Here is a 24,722-nt window from a genome sequence, read left to right as displayed (position 1 = left end):
TCATTAACGAGGGATAAAATATAGGATCGCTACAGATAAAAAATAGGTGTCTTTCGCGCCTGTAAGTATCATAATGGTTCCCTTTTTAACAGGCGCAAAGTTAACTGTCATACTAACCTGCTAACGATCTGATATAACTGGTTCTGTTCACGCATTCTATCAGCAAGCATTATCGCAACTTCGGCTGATTTGCCAAGCGCAAGGAAAATACTCTTTGGATCAATCGGATACGAACTGCCGTGAGGGTCAACCCATTCAGGACAGTGCGTGTGAGTGTAATCTCTTATCTGCCACTTTGTCATATGACCAAATTCTGAAAAAACACTATTCAAAACCTCTATTTCAGCATCTGTTAATTCGTCATATTCATCACGGTCAGCTAAAAGAAGTTTTGTAACCAGCTCGTTATTATCAGCAGCAATAATCCATTTTTCCCAGCCAGCATCCGAACCTTGCACAGTGCCATTCATGAAATCGAGTGAATTTGAAAGTACTGGTCCATGAGGCATAGAGACCATACGGTCACCACTAATTGATTCACCGTATCTCCTCATATACTCCCTATCAGACAGATACATAAGTTTCATTAGTTTCAGATATGCCATGCGCCCGCCCTCTTGTGACAGCAGGTATGCAGCCATTTGGGCTACTTTTATTTCACAAAACATAGCAATCGCCTATGGCTCCATTGTTATCAAATTGATAACGCATTATGAGGAAGTATACCTCAGAGCTTAATGATTCTCGATTGTTTCTGAGACTAAAATGCAACCAATATTAATAGCAAAAAAACGCCCGTAGCTTATACGCCGGGCGTTTTCGCTTTTACCAGATTACCTTTTTTCCTTAACATCTCCCGACCTAAAGGACAGAAGCTTGTGGCATTCCGGATAACAGGCAGGAAGTTTTATTACTTCTTGAAACCTGGAACGGTGAAACGTTTGTTAAAGCGATCAACACGACCACCAGTCGCAACGTCACGCTGCTTACCGGTGTAGAACGGGTGGCATTCACCACAAACGTCCAGGTTCAGATCGTGACCTACGGTAGATTTGATTTTGATAACATTACCACAAGAGCAAGATGCAGTAATTTCTTCGTATTTAGGATGAATACCTTGTTTCATGGGGAAAACCTCTGTTAAGGTCGCGTCGCTATCCAGCCCTATCGCCGCCAGACACCACACGTCGTGTTGATTAAAATAAGTTCGGTAATTTTTATACCAAAGGCGGCGGATCATACAGAATATCGTTTTATTGCGCAATGAAATCCGCGGATTTGCTATGATACTCTTTGTCATTATATGTTGCTTTAGTCTTGCCATTAATATTCATTCGGAAATCGCCTTATGACAGTTGTTCAGGTTGCTTTACCTGTCCCTTTAGCTCGTTCTTTTGATTATCTGTTACCTGAAGGACTGCCGATCCCCGCCCTTGGGATCCGGGTACGTGTGCCATTTGGCAAACGCAATGCAATAGGTATAGTTACAGGGATTACAGACAACAGTGATTTCCCCCTTGAACAACTCAAACCAATTACCGAACTGCTTGATGAATCCCCGCTTTTTTCTGAGGATCTTTGGCAGTTGCTCCAGTGGTCTGCCTGCTATTATCACTATCCACTTGGCGAAGTCCTTTTTCATGCCATACCTGTTTTGCTGCGACAAGGCAAACCCGCAGAATTCTCACCTCTCTGGCAATGGCAAGTGACAGAGACAGGCAGTACATTGCCTCTGGAACAACTTAAACGCTCTGCCAAACAGCAACAGGCTTTAGCCAAACTGCGCCAAACATCCATTTATCGCCATCAAGTCTCTGAATTGGAATTGAGTGAAAGCGCGCTGCAATCACTGAAAAAAAAGGGATTAATTGATTTACATCCGGTACAACCGAAAACTGAAAATTGGCATGAACATTTTCGGATCATCGGGGAACGACTAAAACTTAATACAGAGCAAGCCGCCGCAGTTGGAGCCGTTCGCGCAGAAGATCAGACTTTTTCTCCCTGGTTACTTGCCGGCATCACTGGCTCAGGTAAAACCGAAGTATACCTGAGTATCCTGGAAAACATTTTGACACAGGGAAAACAAGCACTGATCTTAGTTCCCGAAATTGGTCTGACCCCCCAGACTATCCGCAGATTCAGAGAACGCTTCAATGCGCCCGTTGATGTTCTGCATTCAGCCTTAAATAACAGTGAACGATTATCAGTATGGTTAAGAGCAAAACAAGGGGAAAACGCCATTGTCATCGGTACTCGTTCAGCACTGTTCACTCCCTTCGCTCACTTAGGTGTCATCATCATTGATGAGGAACATGATAATTCTTATAAACAACAAGATGGCTGGCGCTATCACGCTCGTGATCTGGCGGTCTTCCGCGCCAAAAAAGAGAAAATTCCTATCATTCTGGGAACAGCAACACCGGCACTGGAAACACTATTCAATGTAACACATGGAAAATACAGACAACTGACTTTGACGAAACGAGCCGGTCATGCCCTGCCAGCAACCCAACACCTGCTGGATATGAAAGGATTGCCGCTGACCGTCGGTTTATCTCAACCTCTCATTAACCGCATTGGCGAACATTTGAAAGCAGATAATCAGGTCATCCTATTTCTGAACCGCCGTGGTTATTCTCCTGCTCTGCTTTGCCATGAATGTGGCTGGATAGCAGAATGCCAGCGTTGTGATCACTACTATACCCTGCATCAGAATCATCGCTATCTGCGCTGCCATCACTGTGATAGCCAGCGCCCCATTCCTCGTCAATGCCCTCAATGTGGAACAACACATCTAATCCCTGTGGGGCTAGGTACTGAGCAACTTGAAGATGGCATCACTCAACTGTTTCCCAACGTCCCGGTTACCCGTATCGACAGAGACACCACCAGTCGCAAAGGAGCACTGGAACAACAACTCACCGACATTCATCAGGGGGGGGCCCGTATTTTGATTGGCACTCAAATGTTGGCAAAAGGCCACCATTTTCCTGATGTCACACTAGTCGCTTTATTGGATGTCGATGGTGCCCTGTTTTCTGCCGATTTCCGGGCGGCTGAACGGTTCGCGCAATTGTATACTCAAGTCTCCGGTCGAGCTGGACGAGCCGGCAAACGTGGAGAAGTTGTCCTTCAGACCCACCATCCAGAACATCCACTTTTACAGGTGTTGTTGGAGAAAGGCTATGACGCATTTGCTCAGCAGGCTATGGAAGAACGTCAGCAAGTACTTCTGCCCCCTTTTGTCAGCCATATCATGCTACGGTCGGAAGATCACGATAATCAGCAGGCTCCTGCTTTTTTACAACAAATGCGCCAACTGTTTGAACATTATCCACAACATGATGAACATGTATGGATTATGGGACCGGTGCCCGCATTACAGGCCAAACGGGGTGGCCGATATCGCTGGCAATTACTGGTGCAACACTCTTCGCGCATTTTTCTACAGAAAATGATGGCAGAGCTCTATCCATACATCACAGCGTTGCCACAAGCACGTAAAGTAAAATGGAATATTGATGTTGATCCCACAGAAGGTTGATAAAAAACAGTCAATTGTTTATTGCAGTAAAAACTCCAAATTGAGCAGAAGCCGATGAAAAAACAGTGACAATTATTTCCTTAATTTGCGAAGTAGCTCTAAGAAATGATGCATATCACATTTTTTATGTAAACAAAGTAACGGGTTGAACTGTTAATCGGTTTAAAATGAATTTATTAATATGACTGTAGAAAACGAGCCGCCAGTGCTTCCCCACAGGAATGACTGGCGTTTTTTTACTTTCAGTTTTTTTACTTTCATTTCGGATAGCAATCGTTTCGCTACCTGTAGAACATGAGGAGTGAACTATGGAAAAAAAGAATTGCGCATTAGCGACAATGAAAGATGTCGCAAAAGTAGCTGGTGTTTCTACCGCAACTGTATCAAGAACACTTATGAATCCTGATAAAGTTTCTGCGCACACCCGCCAGAAAGTCGAAAATGCCGTACTGGAAGTAGGTTACTATCCGCATAATCTCGCCAAAAATTTGAGGCGAAATGAGTCCAGAGCCATCCTGGTTATCGTTCCGAATATCAGCGATCCTTTCTTCAATGAAAGTATCCGCGGCATTGAAGAAACTGCGGCAAAACATGGTTATTTGGTTCTGATTGGTGACTGTAAACATCAACAACAGCAAGAACATGCTTTTATCAATCTGCTCATTACCAAACGCATTGATGGCATGATATTACTTGGCTCAAATGTTCCTTTCGATGTCTCTAAAGAAGAGCAGAAAAATATGCCTCCCATGGTGATGGCTAATGAATTTGCACCTGAACTAGGGCTTCCTACTGTCCATATCGATAATCTGACCTCCGCTTTCAATGCCACCTATCACCTGCAAAAAATCGGGCACAAACGCATCGCCTGTATCACCGGGCCAGATACAATGCCACTGTGCCAATATCGGCTTCAGGGTTATATTCAGGCATTACGTCGTACCAGCGTTCCTATCCGTGATGAATATATAGTCAGAGGTGACTTCACCCATGAAAGTGGCGCTGAATCAGCAAAAATCCTGCTTACCCTGCCGGAACCTCCCAGCGCTATTTTTTGCCATAGTGATGTCATGGCAATTGGTGCAATGTGGCAAGCTAAAAAAATGGGATTAAAATTACCAGAAGACCTGTCCATTGTTGGTTTTGATAACATCAACATGGCGCAATACAGCGAACCGCCGCTGACAACTGTGGCACAGCCATGTTATGAAATTGGACATAACTCAATGCTTTTGTTGCTGGAACAGCTCCAGGGCCGTATGGTTTCGAAAGGTTCACAATTATTAGATGCAGAATTGCTTATTCGTGAGAGTACTTGTTCGCCTAAAAGCTAGGCAAATAACTACATGTTCAGTAACATTAGGTATCTGCTCCTTAATTTTTTAAATAACTCAGCGAATTAAACACAGTGGCACAACGAGATTATGTGAGTCGCGGGCATTCCAATCCCCGTCGGAAAGGTACTGGTAAGAAAAAAAATCAGGCTCAAGGGCTACCTAAGACGACATTAGCTATCGCCGTCACTTTGGTGGTCACATTCATTGGTGGACTTTATTTCATCGTACATACTAAAAATGAAAGTGTACAAAATACACCACCAATCACTCACCAGCTTAAAGGCCATGGTCTGCCACCAATACCAGAAGAACGCTGGAGTTATATCAAAGAGCTGGAAAACCGACCTGTTGGCCTGCCATCAATGCAGGACCCCTCTTCAACGCCCAACCAACAGAACAACAGGCCAACGGAACTGACGCCAGAACAGCGCCAGTTACTTGAACAAATGCAGGCAGATATGCGCCAGCCTCCAACACAATTAGCTGAAGTACCATATAACAGTGAGCCAGTTCCTCGCTCACACGTCCTTGTGAATCCACCGGTACAAAAACCATCTCCAGAATATACTCCACAGCAAAATCCGGTACTTCAACAGGAGAATAAACCATCGGTGCAATTTCAATCACCTCAGGCTCAAATACCTCGGTCTCAAACATCCAATGAGACCAGTAAGCCAAAGACAGCGCTAAATGAATCCAGATTAATGCTACAATGTGGCTCATTCCGTACTATAGAGCAGGCAGAATCCGTCCGTGCCAGCCTCGCGTTAGTCGGTATTGAGAGTAAGATTACAACAAAAGACAGTTGGAACCGGGTTGTAGTGGGACCGTATAAGAGCAAAGATGGTGCAGAAAAAATGCGCAATCGCATTGCCAATACCGGGATTTCCAACTGTATTCTCCGCCCTGCTGGGGGTTGAAAAATCAAAAACTTCCCCCATCTTGATCTCTAATAACAAACATACGGTGCTTTTGATAAATAATCGTGGCATTGTCCAGCCAAAGTACCGTGTGTGCCATCTTCTATTTTGTAACCAGGGGCTAACTCGTGACTACAATCGTAAGTGTTCGCCGTAATGGCCAAGTCATCATCGGTGGTGATGGACAAGCAACAATGGGTCATACCGTTATGAAAGGCAATGTCCGTAAGGTACGCCGCCTTTACAATGACAAAGTCATCGCGGGTTTTGCTGGCGGTACTGCAGATGCCTTCACCCTGTTTGAGCTGTTTGAACGTAAGCTCGAAATGCATCAAGGGCATTTGACTAAAGCAGCAGTTGAACTAGCCAAAGATTGGCGGACAGACAGAATGCTCCGCAAGCTGGAAGCTTTGCTTGCCGTTGCAGATGAAAATACATCTCTGATTATTACAGGTAACGGTGATGTGATTCAGCCGGAAAATGATCTTATCGCTATTGGCTCCGGTGGCTCATATGCACAAGCAGCTGCTCGCGCAATGCTGGAAACCACCGAACTCAGCGCCCGGGAAATCGCAGAACGCGCCCTGACTATCGCTGGCGATATCTGTATCTACACCAACCAAAATCATAACTTCGAAGAATTGTCCTCAAAAGCGTAAGGATAGATAGTATGTCTGAAATGACTCCTCGCGAAATTGTCAGCGAACTTGACAATCATATCATCGGTCAGGATAAAGCAAAGCGTGCTGTTGCCATTGCGCTGCGTAACCGCTGGCGTCGTATGCAGTTGGATGAATCACTGCGTTATGAAGTAACTCCGAAAAATATTCTGATGATTGGCCCAACCGGTGTTGGTAAAACCGAAATCGCCCGTCGTCTGGCAAAACTGGCCAATGCACCTTTTATCAAAGTTGAAGCAACAAAATTCACTGAAGTCGGTTATGTCGGTAAAGAAGTCGATTCCATTATTCGTGATCTGACTGACGCTGCCGTGAAAATGGTTCGCCTGCAATCTATTGAGAAAAACCGCCATCGTGCCGAAGAACTGGCTGAAGAGCGTATTCTGGACGTTCTGTTGCCACCAGCAAAAAATAACTGGGGCCAACCTGAAACTCAACCAGAGCAGTCCTCAACCCGCCAGACATTCCGCAAGAAACTGCGTGAAGGCCAGCTGGATGACAAAGAAATCGAGATCGAAGTTGCGGCAGCTCCTGTTGGTGTTGAAATCATGGCACCTCCGGGTATGGAAGAAATGACCAATCAATTACAGTCTATGTTCCAGAACCTGGCTGGTCAGCGTCAAAAAAGTCGTAAGCTGAAGATCAAAGATGCGTTCAAACTGCTGGTAGAAGAAGAAGCTGCGAAACTGGTTAACCCTGAAGAGTTGAAACAGCAAGCAATTGATGCAGTTGAACAGCATGGTATCGTCTTTATCGATGAAATTGATAAAATTTGTAAACGTGGCCAAAGCTCCGGCCCGGATGTTTCCCGCGAAGGCGTCCAGCGTGACCTTCTGCCATTGGTTGAAGGTTGTACTGTCTCCACCAAACACGGTATGGTAAAAACCGACCACATTCTGTTCATCGCTTCAGGCGCATTCCAGGTTGCCAGCCCTTCCGATTTGATCCCAGAGTTGCAAGGACGTCTGCCTATCCGTGTTGAATTGCAGGCACTGACAACTGAAGACTTTGAGCGCATCCTGACTGAACCGAATGCTTCACTGACAGAACAGTACAAAGCGTTGATGGCCACTGAAGGCATGAATATTGAGTTCACCGCTGACGGTATTCGCAGAATCGCAGAAGCTGCATGGCAGGTTAATGAGACAACCGAAAATATTGGTGCCCGCCGTTTGCATACTGTGCTTGAACGCATGATGGAAGATATCTCTTTCGAAGCCAGCGAATGTCAGGGGCAGTCTGTTGAAATCAATGCTGACTATGTCAAAACACACTTAGATGAGCTGGTAGCTGATGAAGATCTGAGCCGTTTTATCTTATAACCGGTTTAGAGCCTGACTCAACAGCAGTGAAAAATGGAATGGGAGGCTTACCTCCCATTTCTCTTTTTCTTAAATCAAAATCTATTACACTGAAATATTTGATAGCAATATGAGTTCAATAACAATGGGCAATCAAATACAGGCATGGCTGGAAAGCTTACGCCTCAAAACCCTTCCACTTGCCGTAGCAGCCATTATGACCGGATCTGCTCTTGCATCATGGGCGGGTCATTTCAAATGGCCGGTGGCGTTGCTGGCCTTATTAACTGCTTCTCTGCTACAAATTCTGTCCAATCTTGCCAATGATTATGGTGATGTCACTAAAGGTAGTGATACCGAAAAACGCATTGGCCCAATGCGCGGCATGCAAAAGGGCTTGATCACAGCACAACAAATGAAAGCCGCATTGAAAATTACCGTGTTGCTCTCTTGTCTGTCAGGAATTTCTCTCATCACCGTTGCTTGTCATAGCCCAAACGATATTATCGGCTTTCTGGGCCTGGGATTACTGGCGATCATCGCTGCGATTACTTATACGGTGGGCGCTAAGCCGTATGGTTATATGGGGTTGGGTGACCTTTCCGTCCTTATTTTCTTTGGTTGGCTCAGTGTCCTTGGTACTTACTATCTGCAAACCAAGACTTTTTCTCTGGATACCGTTCTGCCCGCAACGGCCTGTGGCTTACTCTCCGTGGCGGTGTTGAATATTAATAACTTACGTGATATCGAAATAGATCGCCAAAACGGTAAAAATACACTGGCGGTCAGACTAGGTGGAAAAAAAGCCCGTTACTATCATGCGGCACTGCTTACAGGTGCCATGCTCTGCTTTGTCATCTTTACTCTTTTTTATCTAAATAACTGGTATAACTGGTTATTTTTACTGTCTTTCCCCTTGTTATTTCAGCATATGTTACAGGTACTGCGCGATCCAACTGCCGAAGGTATGCGCCCCAAGCTGGTACAAATGGTCAAGGCTGCGTTATTGACTAATATCCTGTTTTCCATTGGATTGATACTTAATTAGGCGATTACATATCAATTTTATACACACGTTTTAAGATTGATGATTTTGCCAACACTGGCCTTAAAAGGATATACTGTTCATTCCTTGCATAAACCAGACGTAAATCCCATGAAATATGATACTTCCGAACTTTGTGATATCTATCAAGAAGATGTAAACGTGGTAGAGCCATTATTCTCCAACTTTGGTGGGCGTACTTCATTTGGTGGTCAAATCATCACAGTGAAATGCTTTGAAGACAATGGATTGCTTTATGATTTACTGGAAGAACCCGGACGTGGACGCATTTTACTCGCCGATGGTGGTGGATCGGTACGCAAGGCTCTTGTCGATGCCGAGCTGGCTCAACTTGCTGTCAATAACGAATGGGAAGGTATCGTCGTCTACGGCGCCGTGCGTCAGGTAGACCACCTTGCTGAACTCGATATTGGCATTCAGGCAATGGCTGCTATTCCTGCTGGCTCTAACAGCGAAGGCATCGGAGAAAGTGATATCAGGGTGAATTTCGGTGGAGTTACTTTCTTTTCCGGCGATTATCTTTATGCAGATAATACAGGGATGATCCTATCAGAAGTTCCGCTGGAGATGGATGACGATAGCGACGATGATGAAGTGTAATATCCGCATAAACCTATAGCCCTATCATCAATCTCCACGATACATAAAAAAGGGCGCAGTTATCGCCCTTTTTCCGCAAAACAATCGGATACTTTACTGCACATCTTCCATCTTACCCAACAAGGTACGTAAGCGATCTTGCCATGCTGATTGTTCTTGTTTGAGCTGTTCATTTTCACGTACCAGCGAATCACGGCTATCTGTCACATTTTGGACATCCTGAGATAACGCTGCGTTCTTTTCTTTTAATTCTTCAATTTCCATTTGCAGCAAAGTGATGGTATCAATTGCCTGCTGAACTTTAGATTCTAGCTTTTCAAAAACTTCAAATGACATTCTCGAGCCCCTCTTATAAGCAATGCCTTGATTGTATTTAGCCTGTTAACGACTGTCTAGTTTCATACTTCCAATATGTGGCATAGCGAAAAATATAGTGACTAATCCTAAATAGAGATAAGATCACATTTCAACGATCAATGAAACCACAATTAAATGCGAATTCGCTCATTTTGTTGACGCAACACGCAGATTTCAATTTCGCTATTTCTCGTTTCCGCTCATTAACGATAAATTCACATCGCCTTTCTCTGCGTAGTCAGAACGCAGCAAGAAAGGACTAATAATTAATCTCCTCTCTGTACTTTTTATAGGATATAGAAATGAGTCGGACCACCACTCCAACATTATCAGGTCAATGTATTTCAGAATTTCTGGGTACTGCATTGCTTGTTTTCTTCGGTTTAGGCTGTGTTGCTGCTGCCCGTCTTGCAGGAGCGCAACTGGGTCTATGGGAAATCAGCATCATCTGGGGCTTTGGTGTTGCCCTAGCTGTTTACCTTACAGCCGGAATTTCTGGTGCACACCTGAATCCAGCAGTAACCATTGCTCTATGCCTATTTGCCAGTTTTGACAGAAAAAAAGTACTTCCTTACATCATTGCCCAAATGTTAGGTGGTTTTGTCGCCGCAGCTATCGTCTATATGATGTATTACAACCTTTTCCTTGATTATGAGCAAGTTCACAACATTGTTCGTGGATCACAAGAAAGTCTTTTCACGGCTGGAGTATTTTCCACTTACCCTGCATCACAAATTTCCGTATTCCATGCATTTATCGTTGAAGTTGTCATCGCGGCTGTTTTGCTTTGCCTGATTCTGGCACTAACAGACGATGGAAATGGCATTCCGCGTGGCCCTTTGGCGCCACTGATTATCGGTATTTTGATTGCTGTTATCGGTGGCTCTTTTGGCCCCCTGACCGGATTTGCCCTGAATCCTGCGCGTGATTTCGGCCCTAAATTAGTTGCTTATTTAGCCGGATGGGGAAATATTGCCCTGACTGGTGGTCGGGATATCCCTTATTTCCTTGTTCCGTTGATAGCCCCCATTGTTGGTGCAATTCTGGGCGCATTTGGTTACCGCAAACTGATTACCTGCCATTTACCCCGTGGAGCTTAGTTTTGCTACCCTTGGCAGATGATAACAGATAAAAAATTATTGAATAAGACCAGGTTCTAGTTATGACAACAGAAAATATGACTGATAAAAAATATATCGTTGCTTTGGATCAGGGGACAACCAGTTCACGGGCAGTAGTACTTGATCACGACGCTAATATTGTTTGTATTTCACAACGTGAATTTCCACAAATATACCCTAAGCCAGGTTGGGTAGAGCACGATCCAATGGAGATCTGGGCCAGCCAAAGCTCAACATTGGTCGAAGTGCTGGCAAAAGCAGATATCCACACAGATCAGATTGCCGGTATTGGCATCACTAATCAACGAGAAACAACTATTATCTGGGAAAAAGAGACAGGTAAACCTGTTTACAATGCCATTGTATGGCAATGTCGCCGGACAGCAGATATTTGTACCAGACTGAAGAAAAAAGAAGGTCTGGAAGAATATATCCGTCATAACACTGGCCTGGTGATCGATCCCTATTTTTCCGGTACAAAAATAAAATGGATCCTGGACAATATTGAAGGTGTCCGCCTGCGTGCTGAAAATGGCGAACTGTTATTCGGCACAGTTGATACCTGGCTGGTCTGGAAAATGACACAAGGTCGCGTGCATGTCACCGATTACACCAACGCTTCCCGTACTATGCTATTTAACATCCATAATCTCGACTGGGATCAGAAAATCCTTGATGAGTTGGGTATTCCTCGCGTTATGTTGCCAAAAGTTGCAACATCTTCTGAAATTTATGGTCAGACCAACATCGGTGGTAAAGGCGGTACTCGTATTCCTATCGCAGGAATCGCAGGAGATCAACAAGCTGCGCTCTATGGACAGTTATGTGTCCATCCTGGCATGGCAAAAAACACTTATGGCACAGGCTGCTTCCTGCTGATGAATACAGGAACCGATGCCGTACGCTCCAATCATGGTCTGCTGACTACCATCGCTTGTGGGCCACGAGGTGAAGTCAACTATGCACTGGAAGGTGCCGTATTTGTAGGTGGTGCATCTATTCAGTGGCTGCGTGATGAACTGAAACTTATTGCAGATGCAGCAGACTCCGAATACTTCGCTAAAAAAGTAAAAGACAGTAATGGCGTTTATGTTGTTCCGGCCTTTACCGGTCTTGGAGCCCCTTATTGGGATCCTTACGCCCGAGGTGCCATTTTCGGCCTGACCCGTGGAGCAAACAGCAACCATATTATTCGTGCCACACTCGAATCCATCGCTTACCAAACCCGTGATGTATTGGATGCAATGCAGGCCGATTCTGGTACACGTCTGCAAGCACTGCGCGTAGATGGTGGTGCGGTTACCAATAACTTCTTGATGCAATTCCAGGCTGACATCCTCGGCACCCGTGTCGAACGCCCTGAAATACGCGAAAGTACAGCCTTAGGAGCCGCCTTCCTTGCTGGTTTAGCCGTTGGTTTCTGGAAAGATCTTGACGAAGTGAAGAGTAAGGCAACCATCGAAAAAGAATTCCGTCCAAGTATTGAAACTACAGAACGTAATCACAAATACAACGGTTGGAAAAAAGCGGTTGCCCGCGCTCAAGAATGGGAAGACCGCGCTTAAAAAAACAAGCCATTCCATTAAGGTGAAATAAATCCCGCACTGAAACATGAAGCTCTGACATTACAATACTTCTGACGTGGCAGTACTGCTCTGTCAGAGCTTTTTAACCTCGATATTTGCCTACCGATGTTGCCCGGCTTTATCCGACTGTATGTTCCTGATGCTGGATCCGCTGAGAAATTGGCAACCAGCACAATAGAATAAGCAGAGCCAAAAAGAACATCAGCATACCAACGCTAAACTGGCTGTTTTGTGGCAACATCGCCGATAACCATGTAGCCACGCCAGAACCCACATTCTGTAATCCTCCCACCAGCGCCCCCGCTGCACCAGCCAGATAAGGAAATGGCTCCATAGCCCCCGTCGTTGCCAGCGGGAACAGCATACCAGCGCCAAAAAAGAACAATGCAGCCGGGATCAACAGCGTCCAGATATTGATAATCCCCAACCATCCTGGCAACCACATCAACGCTCCTGCTAACAAACAACAGATGACGGAATTCCACATTAATTGATAAAACGTTTTGTTTTCACGCCCTGCATACCATGAGCCCAGAAATGCAGCAGGGATCGGCAGAATAAACAGAATACTGACAGTTAAACTGTCCAACCCTAAAACAGCGCCCATCAAAACCCCGCTGCTAGCCTCAAAAACAGCCACACCCGCCAGACTACCAACCAACATAATCAGGTAAGAAACAAACACTCCATTGGATAACAATTGGTGGAAAGAGACCAGCATCGTGCTCTGTTTTGTTTGCTCCGGGCGGGTTTCCGGCAAATGCCGGAATAAAAACAAAGTTACAGTTGCCCCTAACAGCAATAAAAACAAATAGCAAGCACGCCAACCAAAATAATGGCCTACGATACCGCCTACCATCGGCGCTAATAAAGGACTGACCAATATCGCCATATTCAGCAGACTATTGGCATAACGCAACTCTGCTCCCGTGTATAAATCTCTTGGCATAGTGCGCACCATTACCCCTCCGACCCCCGTGCCCAGGCCTTGAAATACACTGGCTATTACCAGCACTGATAAACTGGAGGAAAACAGTGCACAAGCTGTGGCAACCAGAAAAATTGATATTCCTGTCAAAATAACGGGACGACGGCCAATTTTATCCGATAATGGCCCATAAAAGAGCTGTGAGAACCCATAAGAGAATAAGTACGCCGCCATGACACGCTGTACTTCGCCCGCCGGTTTCCCGAAGTAATTCGCCATATCTGCAATAACTGGAACATAAATTGTCTGGGTCATCTGCCCGACAGCGGCCAACACAATTAACATCAGCAATAAATTAAAATGTAATATTTTTCTCATCGCATTCACATACAATGTTATTTAAACAAAATACTCGTGTATCCTGTTTCATTTAAGGAATAACAGCAATAACAAAGCCCCCAGGTTGTTAATAAACAAACCTGACGTACTGACTTCATTAGATTGAATTTTCCCGGTCAATTTATATTTTTTCTTAGCAGTATACAATTTTATAATATGAAAAAATGACAGTCATATTCTCCATAAATGTCAATAAAAGTGTACATATAAACCCGATAATACAGCAAAAATATAGTCAATTGGACTGTGACACGTAATCGATAAGGCTATTTCTCTCAATCACGTAAAATCTCGCCAAAGGAGCGCCAATTCACTCCGTCTTGTTATTCACTCCGTATCGTGTAGAGAGGCTAAATGCAATGGCAAACTGGGTTACAGGAAAAGTCACAGATATAATCAATTGGACAGACTCGTTATTCAGTATCAAGCTACGCGCACCAATAGAAAAATTCACTGCTGGCCAATTTGCAAAACTTGCTCTTGAAGTTGAGGGGGAGCGCATCCAGAGGGCTTATTCTTACGTCAATTCTCCCAATAACGATAATCTTGAGTTTTATTTAGTCACAGTGCCGGAAGGAAAACTCAGTCCGCGACTTGCTGCCTTGCAGAAAGGTGATGAATTGCTGGTCACAGAACAAGCGGCAGGTTTTTTTATCCTTGATGAAATACCTGACTGCCGAAACCTGTGGATGCTCTCGACCGGGACAGCCATCGGGCCTTATCTTTCCATTCTTCAGCAAGGGAATGATTTGGAACGATTTGAAAATATCGTTCTGGTGCATGCCGTCAGGCTGGAGCAGGATTTAAGTTATTTACCACTCATGCAGCAATTAGAAGAATCTTTTCAGGGAAAACTGCGGATTCAAACTATCGTCAGTCGGGAAAAATGCCAGAATTCATTGATGGGGCGGATCCCGGCACTCATTGAAAATGGTGAAATGGAAGCAGCCGTCGGTTTATCAATGCAGGCAGAAAACAGCCACGTGATGCTGTGTGGAAACCCTCAGATGGTCAGAGATACCCGGCAACTTCTGAAAGAACAACGCGGTATGGAAAAACACTTGCGCCGTAAACCGGGCCATGTTACCAGCGAACAATACTGGTAACGACCAACCATGGCTTTTACTTCTAATAATCTCTTCAATGATCTTCATCTTTCAAGACACCGCTTCATTAGCGGTATCTTGAAATCTGTTGGGTATATAAATCTATTAGATATAAACAGTTAATTAACGTTTTTGTACCGGATTGTCAGCAGAAATGTGATCAACCCTTTCTGCCGATTCGCCAAAACGGTTTGGCCCTTCTGTTCCACGGAATACACCGCAATCCAGTATAATCATGACAAAAATCAGCGTCGGAATAAAACGGCCAATCCCCCATTGCCATATCGGTGCCATTGCGCCCCAATCAAGGGAAAGTAACACCCAGGCCAATGCCAGCAGTAACGTCCATCCACCACGTTTATTGCGGTCATGCAGGCGTTTCGAAAAAATTGCTGTTGTCGGATACAATATCAAGGCCGTGGTTACCGCTGCATAATTCATGGGGAGAACATTCATTCCATGCAAAGTCAGGAGCATAAAAATCAGAGCGAAACAGATACCGATTCCGATCCAAAATTCCCGTCGCCCAATACGACCTTTGAATGAGAATCCCCATTGTTGTAATGTCATATACTCTTTTCCAATTGTGGATGCTGTTTTTCTGCTATTTACACTTTATTTCCGCGCTTGACACTCGGCGAGTAACAACATGAAAACAGACATAAATAAACTTCTGGTGACAATATTAATCGCTTTTAGCATCGGTTTACCATTCTCAACCACTGCGGGTGAGCCTTCTGTCACATCAGATGTGCACCCGCAACTAATGTATCTCTTGCCAGATTCCCCGGCTTTTGAAGATACCATCCCGACATTCCGGGAAAAATACAACAAAAAACACCCTGAAACTCTTCTGCATGAATATAAAGTCATTGCGGGCAAAGATATCTCACTGCCTTTTATCCGCGCAGCCAGTAAGATCAATGAAAAAATCTACTCTTCAGCCGTATTGGAGAGAGGCAGTGAAAAAATCAAAAGCCTGCAAATTACTTTACTGCCATCCCAAAATGAGCAGGAAAAAGAACGGAACCTTTTGTTGACCAAACAGTATATCGTTGCCTTGATCGGCCAATTTGAACCAACACTTTCTCCAGAACAAATTAAAGAACAAACAGAGAAACTCCTTAAGACGGCAGAAAAACAGTCATTTTACAGCCGGAAAATGGGAGCAATACGCTATATCATCGTAAAAAGCAGCGAAAATATAATGACCTTCGCTATTGAACCGATTAAGCTATCGCTATCTGACGTGCCAGTAAATGAAAATTAGTGACATAGCGCAGAGCTATTCTGGCCGATGATCTTTATACTGTCGGCCTTCCACTTAAATGGCATGAAGCCATTCATTGAAGAATATTAATTCAGTTCGCAATTTGATTATTTTCTGGTTGGAGGGAAAAATATGCGACATCCATTAGTTATGGGTAACTGGAAGCTCAATGGCAGTACCCACATGGTTAACGACCTGATTGCAGGCCTGCGTAAAGAACTGAGCAACGTTGACGGCTGTGACGTCGCTATCGCACCACCAACTGCGTATGTTTCTCTGGCAAAAAGTGCACTGGCCGGCAGCCGTATCGCTCTGGGTGCACAAGATGTTAGCGTTAACCTTTCTGGTGCATTCACAGGCGAAACATCCGCAGAAATGCTGAAAGACGTGGGCGCAAAATATATTATCATCGGCCACTCTGAACGCCGCACTTACCACAAAGAAAGAGATGAGTTCATTGCAAAAAAATTTGCTGTCCTGAAAGAACAAGGTCTTATCCCGGTTCTGTGTATTGGTGAAACCGAACAGGAAAACGAAGCGGGCCAGACTGAAGCAGTATGTGCACGCCAAATTGATGCTGTTCTTAACACATTGGGAGCAGAAGCTTTCAAAAGTGCCGTCATTGCTTACGAGCCAGTTTGGGCAATCGGAACCGGCAGATCAGCAACACCTGCGCAAGCCCAGGCTGTCCATAAATTCATTCGTGATCACATCGCAAAACAAGATGCAGCCATTGCTGAGCAAGTTATCATCCAATACGGCGGCTCTGTTAACGCTGGCAACGCGGCTGAATTATTTACCCAACCAGACATCGACGGTGCTCTGGTTGGTGGTGCATCACTGAAAGCTGATGCTTTTGCTGTTATCGTGAAAGCGGCTGCGGAAGCGAAAAAAGCTTAAAACGCCTCAAACAGTGACAAAATAACCGCCACCGAGTTATCTGGTCGCGGTTATTCTTTTAATTCTTATTTCTTCCAGCCATTATTAGCGCCGGATAATCTCATCAAATATGCCACCAGTAACAAAGTGCTCCTTCTGTGCTTTTTTCCAGCCACCAAATACCTCATCAATTGTGAATAATTCCAACTCAGGGAAAACAGCACGGTACTTTTCTGCAATGGCTTTATCTCGGGGACGATAATAATTTTTTGCGGCAATTTCCTGTCCAATCGGTGAATAAAGGTATTTCAGATATTCAGTTGCCAATTCGCGTGTACCTCGTTTATCAACGACTTTATCGACAACAGCCACCGTTGGCTCTGCCAGAATAGAAGTGCCTGGAGTGATAATTTCGAATTTTCCTTCACCTTCCTTATCTAAAGCATTAATCGCCAGCAATGCTTCATTTTCCCATGCAATCAGTACATCACCGATCCCACGTTCGACAAAAGTATTGGTTGCTCCACGAGCGCCAGAATCCAATACTTCGACATTTTTATACAGCGCTTTCACAAACGCTTTTGCCTTAGCTTGATCCTGATTATTGTGCACCAAACTATATCCCCAGGCAGCCAGATAGTTCCAACGTGCACCACCGGACGTTTTGGGATTCGGTGTTACAACAGAAACATCAGGACGGATCAAATCTGACCAATCTTTAATCTGTTTGGGATTCCCCTTTCTCACCAGAAAAACAATCGTTGATGTGTAAGGCGCGGAATTATCCGGTAAACGCTGGAGCCAGTTTTTGGCAATACTGCCACGCTCTGCAATCGCATCCACATCATATGCCAACGCCAATGTCACGACGTCTGCCTTAAGGCCATTAATAACCGAAGTTGCCTGTTTGCCTGAACCACCATGTGATTGTCGGATCGTTACCTGTTCCCCGGTTTTCTGCTGCCAGTATTGACTGAATGCCTGATTATATTGCTGATACAACTCACGCGTCGGATCATAAGAAACATTCAGGAGTTGCACATCTTTCGCCCACGACTTTCCTCCTGTCAGCATGACCAGCAATAACATTATCAGAGCAAAATACCTTTTCGTGCTCCAGTTCATTATCTTCCATTTCATAATCTCCCATTGCGTAATCATCGTAAAATGCTCTCCTAAATTATTTATGATTTTCTCCATAAAAACTGACAGAAAGCGTTCTGACGCAGAAATAATTTAAAATTTCCACTTATTCACAACAGGAATATGACGAACAAACAAAAAGAACAGCCATATAGACATCATATGGCTGTATCTGAAAAATGAACTTACTAGTAAGGAAGAAGAGTAGCCGGAATCAGTAGAGTTTTTTTGCTGTTTCCAGCCAATCCTTCTTAAATAGACGCTGCATATTTTGCACCGCATCAATAATATCATGATGGACAAGTTTCTCATTCTGGATACCAACACAGCGACCACCATAACCTTCCAGTAACAACTGGACAGAATAAGCCCCCATACGTGATGCCAGAATGCGGTCATAAGCCACTGGCGCACCACCACGCTGAATATGCCCTAATACCGTTGCACGAGTTTCATGGCGTGTTTCTGTTTCAATATATTTTGCCAGCTCATCTACATCACAAACATGTTCAGTAATAGCGACAATGGCATGACGCTTGCCTTTCTGGATACCAGCTTTAATTTCTGCTAACAATTCTTCACGATCAAAAGGAATTTCACGTTCAGGCAGGACAATAAACTCACATCCACCGGCAATCGCTGCGGATAGTGTCAGATCACCGCAATAACGTCCCATTACCTCAACAATAGAGATACGTTTGTGGGAAGTTGAGGTATCGCGCAGACGGTCAATCGCTTCAACAATCGTCTCCAGTGCCGTAAAATAACCGATAGTATAATCTGTTCCCGCCACATCATTGTCGATCGTACCGGGCAGACCGATACATGGGAAACCTGCCTCAGTCAGCTTTTTCGCTCCCAGATAAGAGCCATCACCACCAATCACCACCAGCGCATCAATTTCACCTTTGCGCATGTTTTCAATAGCAATTTCCCGCACCTTATCATCTCTGAACTCAGGAAAACGCGCTGATCCTAAAAACGTTCCACCACGATTAATCATATCGGAAACGCTAAAGCGATCGAGCTTCTTCATCCTGTTTTCATACAACCCCAGATAGCCATCATAAATACCATAAACTTCTAACCCTTCGGTTAAAGCGGCACGAACAACTCCACGAATAGCGGCGTTCATACCCGGCGCATCTCCGCCACTCGTTAAGACTCCGATTCTTTTAATCTTGTTGATCATGATGACCTCTGATTTTATAGGTGTAATATTTGCCAATCTGCTGACTGCCTTCCCTGACGGGAAGATTTACGGTGGTTTTACCAAACCTGATTGTCACTTCATTAGCTGAATTGATTCAACAGCGCCCATGATACGGAAAAATACTCAGTCTGCATTAATATTTTGTCTGCTTTTTGACGATTTTTTGATTATGAATAAATTCTCCCATCAATCCCAACAATTTTTACGTGCCACCGGCACAATAGGCAAGGATTCTGGTGAATAAATAATATCGGCCCTGAAACACTTATCCCGCAAAAATTTTTTCAATCAACAACACAGTCCAGTACTGTCACAGCCAATGCAGCAGTACTGAACCATCAATCATAATTTATGCTTATCTGCGACAGTTCTTAGGATCATTCAGAATGGTCTATTTCAGGTATAAAAATAGCGCGTTAGATGGAAAAAGATAGGAGCAGAGAAACAAAGAGAATCGATTCTATCCAGCATGCCGCCGTGACCTTCAATTATTTCACCGAAGTCTTTCACTCCGCTGTCACGCTTGATTGCAGACATACATAACCCGCCGATAAACCCCATCAGTGTAATAGCCAATGACATCAGCCCGGCTTCCCACGGAGAAAATGGCGTCACCCAATACAGTGACATCCCCAGCAATACCGAAACCAAAATACCGCCAATAAACCCTTCAACCGTTTTTTTGGGGCTTAATTTCGGCACAATTGGCCGCTTACCAAATAATTTCCCGAACACGTACTGCCAAACATCAGACATCTGCACCACGATCATCAGGAACAACAATAACTCAATATTTTGACCGTGATACTCAGGAATATCCAACATCAACAAAGCGGGTGCATGACTAATGGCAAATACAGTTACCAACATACCCCACTGAATTTTTGCGGTGCGCTCCAAAAAACGAGTGGTATCACCGACCACAGCAATGCGGGCAGGTAAAAACAGAAACACGTAAACAGGAATAAATACTGAAAACAGCTCATACCACTGCATGCCCACCAAAACATACTGCACAGGTATAAAGCAGAAGAAGCACCAGAATAAAGCCTCATGGTCACCACGGCGAGTCGGAGTTAAAGTGATAAATTCGCGCAAGGCAAAAAAAGACATAACAGCAAATAATATAACTGACCCGACAGGCCCAACAACCACAGCCAGTACACAAACGATACACAACATCCACCAGCCACGAATGCGGGCAATCAGGTTATCGATAGTCGCATTACGCTTTTCTCCCGCATAACGGAATGACAAAATCCCACCAATCACGCTGGCAATAATTAATGCACCAAATATACCGCCAAACAACAGCATCAAATTATAGCCTACCCCCATCATAACATTAACTCCTCCAAAGCAGCCTGGGCACGTTGCAAGAATGCGGCTTTACTTTCATTCTCAGCCAATTTATCCAATGGCTGACCGAATCTGGCCGAACAAATAATTGGCACCAGCAATATCTTTCCTTTTGGTAAAACGCGATTTAAATTTTCCAGATAAACCGGAACGAGTTCAGCATCAGGATACTTACGGGCCAAATAATACAAACCGCTCTTGAATGGATTGATTTGTTCACCATCTCCGCGAGTCCCTTCTGGAAAGAAAATTAAAGATTCTTTTCGCTCCAGAATCCCCTCCAACGGTGCAAGAACTTCTTCTTTGTGAGTATTCTCACCTTGGCGCTCGATTAAAACCGAACAAAATATCTTATGCATCAGATAACGACGTAGACGGGTTTTATCCCAATAATCACGGGCGGCAACCGGATGAACCAGATGACGCAACGCAGAAGGAAGCCCGGACCAAATTACTAATCCGTCAAGGTGGCTGGTGTGATTAGCATAATAAATACGACTTTTGGTCGAAGGCTGACAGCCTATCCATCGCACCCGCACACCAGTCAAGATACGACACAGACCCGATAACATTGCTCCCATGCATTTTGACATGAAGCTAATTTTATGAGTTTTTTTCATACAGGGTATCCCTATCCCTATTTATTTTTATGTAGAGTAACAGTGATAAGATTTGTTTAATTAAAGGCTTGCAAGAAAGTAAGATAATCAAGATTGTTTGAGATAACAACAGGCCTATAGCTTATTCAGGTATGACAAGGCTCCAGATAGCCTGTACATGATGTGTAAACAGCTAATAAATTCAATTAAATCCAGTAAATCCGCAAGCAATTTCTCATAAATTGTCAGTAGGAAAACAACTTATGATATACCTTCCTGAGAAACTCCATCTTCTGCGAAGTTGACGAAATGAGGTCTTTTGTTGGAAATAAAAAGTAACAACGTTGGTTATGGTATGTTTGGGAAAAACTTTTACGCAGGGTATCGAACGTGAAAATCTGACCCTACGTGATCGAATTAAGCGATTGAACCGGAAAACACTCGGTTATTCAACATCGCCGGAAATGTACAACAAAAAAATAGCCATGTACCACTAATTAGGTTTCGATTTCGCTAGTGATACACGCTAATCATGCGCTACTGTGATTAGCTCTGCAATGTTCTGATAGTAAAAAAGCCAGATATAACAATGTATATCTGGCTTTATGATTTTCTCTGAAATGCTGAGAAACGTTACTCAATATTTTGAATCTGTTCCCGCATCTGCTCAATCAATACCTTCAGTTCAATCGCAGAATTTGTCACATCTGCATTAATTGATTTTGACGCCAATGTATTCGATTCGCGGTTAAATTCCTGCATCATAAAATCCAGCCGGCGGCCGACAGCTTCTTTCTTTTTCAGAATATTGCGTGTTTCTTTGACATGGGCAGCCAGACGATCCAGCTCTTCTGCTACATCAATACGTTGAGCCAACAAGATCAATTCTTGCTCAAGACGGTTATTTTCCAACTGAATCTGGGCTTCTTCCAGCTTGGTTTGTAACCGTTCGCGTTGCCATTGCAGGATGGCTGGCATCTGTACACGGACTTTGCTGACCTCCTCAGTTACAGCATCCAAACGTTTATCAATCAGTGCCTTAAGCTCCTGCCCTTCAGTTTCTCGGCTTTGGATAAAGGCGTCCAGTGCCAGATCGAGCTCCGCAAGCAGTTGTGCGCTGATGGCATCTAAATCTTGCTCTTCGGCAGCCATTACACCCGGCCAGCGCAGAATATCTACGGGGTTGATTTCCCCTTCATTGCTCTGTTGCTTAATCCAGCCTGCTGCTTCAACAAGTTGTTTGGCCAGATTTTCATTAAGAATCAGTGTGCCCTGAGTGCGGGTATCCAGTTCAAAACGCAGGTTACATTCCACTTTACCGCGAGTCAGGCGGGAACGGATACGCTCACGGATGACTGGCTCCAGACTTCTGAATTGCTCCGGCAGACGTATATAAGTTTCCAGGTAACGTTGATTGACAGAGCGCAGTTCCCAGGCTGCATTTCCCCAATCTGCCTTGATATCTCGCCGCGCAAAAGCGGTCATGCTACGGATCATAACTCATTCCCAATTTATAAAATGATGAACGATTATAACGCTCCATGCAGATGCAGGATAGGCATTCGCCGCGTTAGGCCGTATAATGCGCCCCCAATAAAGTATTAACAGCGGAGAGAACACTATGAGCCTGGTAGGAATGCGTCCGGCAGGAAGAGCGGCAGGGCAGGTTCGTCCTATTAAAATAACCCGTCATTACACTAAACACGCGGAAGGTTCGGTGCTGGTTGAGTTCGGGGATACCAAAGTGTTATGTAATGCCTCCGTTGAAGAAGGAATTCCACGTTTCCTGAAAGGCCAGGGGCAGGGCTGGATCACGGCAGAATATGGTATGCTGCCACGAGCGACAAATACCCGTAACGCCCGTGAAGCCGCTAAAGGCAAGCAAACTGGCCGTACCATGGAAATTCAGCGTCTGATTGCCCGCTCACTGCGCGCAGCAGTAGATTTGAAAAAACTGGGTGAATATACCATCACGTTAGATTGTGATGTTATTCAGGCAGATGGAGGTACACGTACTGCCGCTATTTCCGGCGCATGTGTAGCTCTGGTAGATGCGCTGGATAAGCTGGTTGCCGATGGAAAACTGAAAAAAAGCCCTTTTAAATCAATGGTAGCCGCAGTTTCTGTTGGTATCGTTAATGGTGAAGGTCGTTGTGATTTAGAGTATGTAGAAGACTCTGCGGCTGAGACTGATATGAATGTCGTCATGATGGATGATGGCCGAATGATTGAAGTTCAGGGCACGGCAGAAGGTGAACCGTTCAGCCATGATGAATTGCTTTCATTACTTTCCCTTGCGAAAGAAGGATTGACAACTATTTTTGCCGCGCAGCAAGATGCGCTGAAGCAAGATTCTTCAAAAGAAGATTCTCTAAAACAAGATGAATTAAAAAAATAAATGGATCAGGCGGCTAAAGAGTCGCCTTTTTTATATCTGCGATAATGGCGATAAGAATCATAATGATGTACAAGAGGAGAACCCCATGAAAGCCTATCAGCGCGAATTTATTGAACTGGCACTGGAAAAACAGGTGCTGAAATTTGGCGAATTTACGCTGAAATCCGGTCGCCAGAGTCCGTATTTTTTCAACGCAGGGTTATTTAACACCGGACGTGATTTAGCGTTGATTGGTCGTTTTTATGCTGCGGCATTGCAGGATAGTAGTATTCCATGTGATTTGCTGTTTGGGCCAGCTTATAAAGGTATTCCAATCGCAACTACAACCGCAGTGGCGCTGGCGGAACATCACAATATTGATATGCCTTATTGCTTTAACCGTAAGGAAGCAAAAGATCATGGGGAAGGAGGAACACTGGTCGGCAGCCCATTACAAGGAAGAGTTGTAGTAGTTGATGATGTGATCACAGCAGGAACCGCTATTCGTGAATCAATGGAAATTATCAAACAACATGGTGCAACGTTGTCTGGAGTTATTTTGTGTTTGGATCGTCAGGAGCGTGGACGGGAAACACTTTCGGCAATCCAGGAAGTTGAGCGTGATTATCACTGTAAGGTCTTCTCTATCATTACCTTGAATGATTTGATTACCTATCTGCGTGAAAACCCAGAAATGCAGTCTCATTTAGAGGCTGTGGAAGCTTATCGCAGAGAATACGGTATTTGATAATTCGTTCTGGTTGATTGTTCTGTAGAAATTACAGACTAAAAAAACCCTCGCCCAATGGTGGGCGGGGTGAGTAGTAGAAATGACATCCCACAGATAATATGGAAGGAATGTCATTACTGAGCGATTGGGTAGTCAACTCAGCTAGCCGAAGCATGTTAACACAAATTTATACAAAAAACGTTA

General features: G+C 44.4%; 24 protein-coding genes and 1 pseudogene. 15 read left to right on the top strand and 10 right to left on the bottom strand.

Going from position 1 to position 24,722, the window contains the following annotated elements:
* Positions 1-107: 107 nt before the first annotated feature.
* A complete protein-coding gene (locus tag BDD26_RS00865) occupies positions 108-668 on the bottom strand; it encodes a Panacea domain-containing protein (RefSeq protein ID WP_115825313.1) in 561 nt (186 codons plus the stop codon).
* 242 nt (positions 669-910) lie between these two features.
* Positions 911-1,126: a 50S ribosomal protein L31 gene (gene rpmE, locus BDD26_RS00860; RefSeq protein WP_038259716.1), complete on the bottom strand. Its 216-nt coding sequence runs from the start codon at positions 1,124-1,126 to the stop codon at positions 911-913.
* Between the two features lie 222 nt (positions 1,127-1,348).
* On the opposite strand from rpmE, the gene priA reads away from it, so the two are divergent.
* The 7 genes from priA (at position 1,349) to rraA (ending at position 9,451) form a co-directional block, all read left to right on the top strand.
* On the top strand, positions 1,349-3,547 hold the full coding sequence (priA, locus tag BDD26_RS00855; protein ID WP_115825312.1) for a primosomal protein N': 2,199 nt from the start codon (positions 1,349-1,351) through the stop codon (positions 3,545-3,547).
* Between the two features lie 308 nt (positions 3,548-3,855).
* On the top strand, positions 3,856-4,881 hold the full coding sequence (gene cytR / locus BDD26_RS00850; RefSeq protein WP_038259699.1) for a DNA-binding transcriptional regulator CytR: 1,026 nt from the start codon (positions 3,856-3,858) through the stop codon (positions 4,879-4,881).
* Positions 4,882-4,955: 74 nt separating this feature from the next.
* Positions 4,956-5,804, top strand: a complete 849-nt coding sequence (gene ftsN, locus BDD26_RS00845; protein ID WP_115825311.1) for a cell division protein FtsN — start codon at positions 4,956-4,958, stop codon at positions 5,802-5,804.
* Positions 5,805-5,932: 128 nt separating this feature from the next.
* A complete protein-coding gene (gene hslV, locus BDD26_RS00840; RefSeq protein WP_038259702.1) occupies positions 5,933-6,463 on the top strand; it encodes an ATP-dependent protease subunit HslV in 531 nt (176 codons plus the stop codon).
* An 11-nt stretch (positions 6,464-6,474) separates the two neighbouring features.
* Positions 6,475-7,806, top strand: coding sequence for an ATP-dependent protease ATPase subunit HslU (hslU, locus tag BDD26_RS00835; protein ID WP_115825310.1), 1,332 nt, complete (start codon positions 6,475-6,477; stop codon positions 7,804-7,806).
* A 109-nt stretch (positions 7,807-7,915) separates the two neighbouring features.
* Positions 7,916-8,833: a 1,4-dihydroxy-2-naphthoate polyprenyltransferase gene (locus BDD26_RS00830; protein ID WP_115825309.1), complete on the top strand. Its 918-nt coding sequence runs from the start codon at positions 7,916-7,918 to the stop codon at positions 8,831-8,833.
* Between the two features lie 108 nt (positions 8,834-8,941).
* Complete coding sequence (rraA, locus tag BDD26_RS00825; RefSeq protein WP_038259705.1) at positions 8,942-9,451, top strand: ribonuclease E activity regulator RraA; 510 nt, start codon at positions 8,942-8,944, stop codon at positions 9,449-9,451.
* Positions 9,452-9,544: 93 nt separating this feature from the next.
* Here rraA and zapB read toward each other — a convergent pair whose 3' ends face one another.
* On the bottom strand, positions 9,545-9,787 hold the full coding sequence (zapB, locus tag BDD26_RS00820) for a cell division protein ZapB (protein WP_038259707.1): 243 nt from the start codon (positions 9,785-9,787) through the stop codon (positions 9,545-9,547).
* Between the two features lie 323 nt (positions 9,788-10,110).
* Between zapB and BDD26_RS00815 the strand changes: the two genes are divergently transcribed.
* Both BDD26_RS00815 and glpK read left to right on the top strand, forming a co-directional pair.
* Positions 10,111-10,908 (top strand): MIP/aquaporin family protein, encoded by a 798-nt coding sequence (locus BDD26_RS00815; protein ID WP_115825308.1) that lies wholly within the window; start codon positions 10,111-10,113, stop codon positions 10,906-10,908.
* A 62-nt stretch (positions 10,909-10,970) separates the two neighbouring features.
* Entirely contained in the window at positions 10,971-12,494 is a 1,524-nt protein-coding gene (glpK, locus tag BDD26_RS00810) for a glycerol kinase GlpK (RefSeq protein ID WP_038259710.1), read from the top strand.
* Positions 12,495-12,633: 139 nt separating this feature from the next.
* Here the strand turns inward: glpK and emrD are convergent, their stop codons facing one another.
* The gene (gene emrD / locus BDD26_RS00805) at positions 12,634-13,821 is read right to left on the bottom strand and encodes a multidrug efflux MFS transporter EmrD (RefSeq protein ID WP_115827469.1); all 1,188 of its coding nucleotides are present in this window, start codon (positions 13,819-13,821) and stop codon (positions 12,634-12,636) included.
* A 380-nt stretch (positions 13,822-14,201) separates the two neighbouring features.
* On the opposite strand from emrD, the gene fpr reads away from it, so the two are divergent.
* Positions 14,202-14,948, top strand: coding sequence for a ferredoxin--NADP(+) reductase (gene fpr / locus BDD26_RS00800; protein WP_038261685.1), 747 nt, complete (start codon positions 14,202-14,204; stop codon positions 14,946-14,948).
* Between the two features lie 123 nt (positions 14,949-15,071).
* Here the strand turns inward: fpr and BDD26_RS00795 are convergent, their stop codons facing one another.
* On the bottom strand, positions 15,072-15,518 hold the full coding sequence (locus BDD26_RS00795; RefSeq protein ID WP_038261688.1) for a DUF805 domain-containing protein: 447 nt from the start codon (positions 15,516-15,518) through the stop codon (positions 15,072-15,074).
* A 79-nt stretch (positions 15,519-15,597) separates the two neighbouring features.
* On the opposite strand from BDD26_RS00795, the gene BDD26_RS00790 reads away from it, so the two are divergent.
* Positions 15,598-16,218 carry a DUF1454 family protein gene (locus BDD26_RS00790; RefSeq protein ID WP_115825307.1) on the top strand — a complete coding sequence of 207 codons (621 nt, stop codon included), beginning with the start codon at positions 15,598-15,600 and terminating at the stop codon, positions 16,216-16,218.
* Between the two features lie 132 nt (positions 16,219-16,350).
* Complete coding sequence (gene tpiA / locus BDD26_RS00785; protein ID WP_115825306.1) at positions 16,351-17,118, top strand: triose-phosphate isomerase; 768 nt, start codon at positions 16,351-16,353, stop codon at positions 17,116-17,118.
* Positions 17,119-17,202: 84 nt separating this feature from the next.
* On the opposite strand, the gene BDD26_RS00780 is transcribed toward tpiA, so the two are convergent.
* The 4 genes from BDD26_RS00780 to BDD26_RS00765 form a co-directional block, all read right to left on the bottom strand.
* On the bottom strand, positions 17,203-18,186 hold the full coding sequence (locus tag BDD26_RS00780; RefSeq protein ID WP_176551347.1) for a sulfate ABC transporter substrate-binding protein: 984 nt from the start codon (positions 18,184-18,186) through the stop codon (positions 17,203-17,205).
* A 268-nt stretch (positions 18,187-18,454) separates the two neighbouring features.
* Positions 18,455-19,432: a 6-phosphofructokinase gene (pfkA, locus tag BDD26_RS00775; RefSeq protein ID WP_115825305.1), complete on the bottom strand. Its 978-nt coding sequence runs from the start codon at positions 19,430-19,432 to the stop codon at positions 18,455-18,457.
* Between the two features lie 417 nt (positions 19,433-19,849).
* Positions 19,850-20,794, bottom strand: a complete 945-nt coding sequence (locus BDD26_RS00770; protein WP_115825304.1) for a phosphatidate cytidylyltransferase — start codon at positions 20,792-20,794, stop codon at positions 19,850-19,852.
* Positions 20,791-21,432, bottom strand: coding sequence for a lysophospholipid acyltransferase family protein (locus BDD26_RS00765; RefSeq protein ID WP_038261706.1), 642 nt, complete (start codon positions 21,430-21,432; stop codon positions 20,791-20,793). Before BDD26_RS00765 ends, BDD26_RS00770 begins: the two co-directional genes overlap by 4 nt.
* Positions 21,433-21,699: 267 nt before the next feature.
* On the opposite strand from BDD26_RS00765, the pseudogene BDD26_RS00760 reads away from it, so the two are divergent.
* Positions 21,700-21,908: pseudogene (locus BDD26_RS00760) on the top strand (IS1 family transposase); the annotation flags it as partial.
* 136 nt (positions 21,909-22,044) lie between these two features.
* On the opposite strand, the gene BDD26_RS00755 reads toward BDD26_RS00760, so the two are convergent.
* Positions 22,045-22,908, bottom strand: coding sequence for a YicC/YloC family endoribonuclease (locus tag BDD26_RS00755; protein ID WP_115825302.1), 864 nt, complete (start codon positions 22,906-22,908; stop codon positions 22,045-22,047).
* 139 nt (positions 22,909-23,047) lie between these two features.
* On the opposite strand from BDD26_RS00755, the gene rph reads away from it, so the two are divergent.
* Together rph and pyrE are read left to right on the top strand one after the other, a co-directional pair.
* Positions 23,048-23,809, top strand: coding sequence for a ribonuclease PH (gene rph / locus BDD26_RS00750; RefSeq protein ID WP_051502323.1), 762 nt, complete (start codon positions 23,048-23,050; stop codon positions 23,807-23,809).
* 85 nt (positions 23,810-23,894) lie between these two features.
* Positions 23,895-24,536 (top strand): orotate phosphoribosyltransferase, encoded by a 642-nt coding sequence (gene pyrE, locus BDD26_RS00745; protein ID WP_115825301.1) that lies wholly within the window; start codon positions 23,895-23,897, stop codon positions 24,534-24,536.
* Positions 24,537-24,722 lie beyond the last annotated feature (186 nt).

The sequence above is a fragment of the Xenorhabdus cabanillasii genome (assembly GCF_003386665.1).
In the GTDB taxonomy this organism is placed as follows: Bacteria; Pseudomonadota; Gammaproteobacteria; order Enterobacterales; family Enterobacteriaceae; genus Xenorhabdus; species Xenorhabdus cabanillasii.
The sequence above is the reverse complement of the archived record's forward strand: the minus strand, read 5'-3'. Positions and strand labels throughout refer to the sequence as shown.

What these genes read in the sequence shown, in the direction of transcription:
- BDD26_RS00865 (WP_115825313.1), bottom strand. Translation starts at nt 668, where the DNA reads ATGTTTTGTGAAATAAAAGTAGCCCAAATGGCTGCATACCTGCTGTCA.
- rpmE (WP_038259716.1), bottom strand. Translation starts at nt 1,126, where the DNA reads ATGAAACAAGGTATTCATCCTAAATACGAAGAAATTACTGCATCTTGC.
- priA (WP_115825312.1), top strand. Translation starts at nt 1,349, where the DNA reads ATGACAGTTGTTCAGGTTGCTTTACCTGTCCCTTTAGCTCGTTCTTTT.
- cytR (WP_038259699.1), top strand. Translation starts at nt 3,856, where the DNA reads ATGGAAAAAAAGAATTGCGCATTAGCGACAATGAAAGATGTCGCAAAA.
- hslU (WP_115825310.1), top strand. Translation starts at nt 6,475, where the DNA reads ATGTCTGAAATGACTCCTCGCGAAATTGTCAGCGAACTTGACAATCAT.
- BDD26_RS00830 (WP_115825309.1), top strand. Translation starts at nt 7,916, where the DNA reads ATGAGTTCAATAACAATGGGCAATCAAATACAGGCATGGCTGGAAAGC.
- rraA (WP_038259705.1), top strand. Translation starts at nt 8,942, where the DNA reads ATGAAATATGATACTTCCGAACTTTGTGATATCTATCAAGAAGATGTA.
- zapB (WP_038259707.1), bottom strand. Translation starts at nt 9,787, where the DNA reads ATGTCATTTGAAGTTTTTGAAAAGCTAGAATCTAAAGTTCAGCAGGCA.
- BDD26_RS00815 (WP_115825308.1), top strand. Translation starts at nt 10,111, where the DNA reads ATGAGTCGGACCACCACTCCAACATTATCAGGTCAATGTATTTCAGAA.
- glpK (WP_038259710.1), top strand. Translation starts at nt 10,971, where the DNA reads ATGACAACAGAAAATATGACTGATAAAAAATATATCGTTGCTTTGGAT.
- emrD (WP_115827469.1), bottom strand. Translation starts at nt 13,821, where the DNA reads ATGAGAAAAATATTACATTTTAATTTATTGCTGATGTTAATTGTGTTG.
- fpr (WP_038261685.1), top strand. Translation starts at nt 14,202, where the DNA reads ATGGCAAACTGGGTTACAGGAAAAGTCACAGATATAATCAATTGGACA.
- BDD26_RS00795 (WP_038261688.1), bottom strand. Translation starts at nt 15,518, where the DNA reads ATGACATTACAACAATGGGGATTCTCATTCAAAGGTCGTATTGGGCGA.
- BDD26_RS00790 (WP_115825307.1), top strand. Translation starts at nt 15,598, where the DNA reads ATGAAAACAGACATAAATAAACTTCTGGTGACAATATTAATCGCTTTT.
- tpiA (WP_115825306.1), top strand. Translation starts at nt 16,351, where the DNA reads ATGCGACATCCATTAGTTATGGGTAACTGGAAGCTCAATGGCAGTACC.
- BDD26_RS00780 (WP_176551347.1), bottom strand. Translation starts at nt 18,186, where the DNA reads ATGTTATTGCTGGTCATGCTGACAGGAGGAAAGTCGTGGGCGAAAGAT.
- pfkA (WP_115825305.1), bottom strand. Translation starts at nt 19,432, where the DNA reads ATGATCAACAAGATTAAAAGAATCGGAGTCTTAACGAGTGGCGGAGAT.
- BDD26_RS00770 (WP_115825304.1), bottom strand. Translation starts at nt 20,794, where the DNA reads ATGATGGGGGTAGGCTATAATTTGATGCTGTTGTTTGGCGGTATATTT.
- BDD26_RS00765 (WP_038261706.1), bottom strand. Translation starts at nt 21,432, where the DNA reads ATGAAAAAAACTCATAAAATTAGCTTCATGTCAAAATGCATGGGAGCA.
- BDD26_RS00755 (WP_115825302.1), bottom strand. Translation starts at nt 22,908, where the DNA reads ATGATCCGTAGCATGACCGCTTTTGCGCGGCGAGATATCAAGGCAGAT.
- rph (WP_051502323.1), top strand. Translation starts at nt 23,048, where the DNA reads ATGCGTCCGGCAGGAAGAGCGGCAGGGCAGGTTCGTCCTATTAAAATA.
- pyrE (WP_115825301.1), top strand. Translation starts at nt 23,895, where the DNA reads ATGAAAGCCTATCAGCGCGAATTTATTGAACTGGCACTGGAAAAACAG.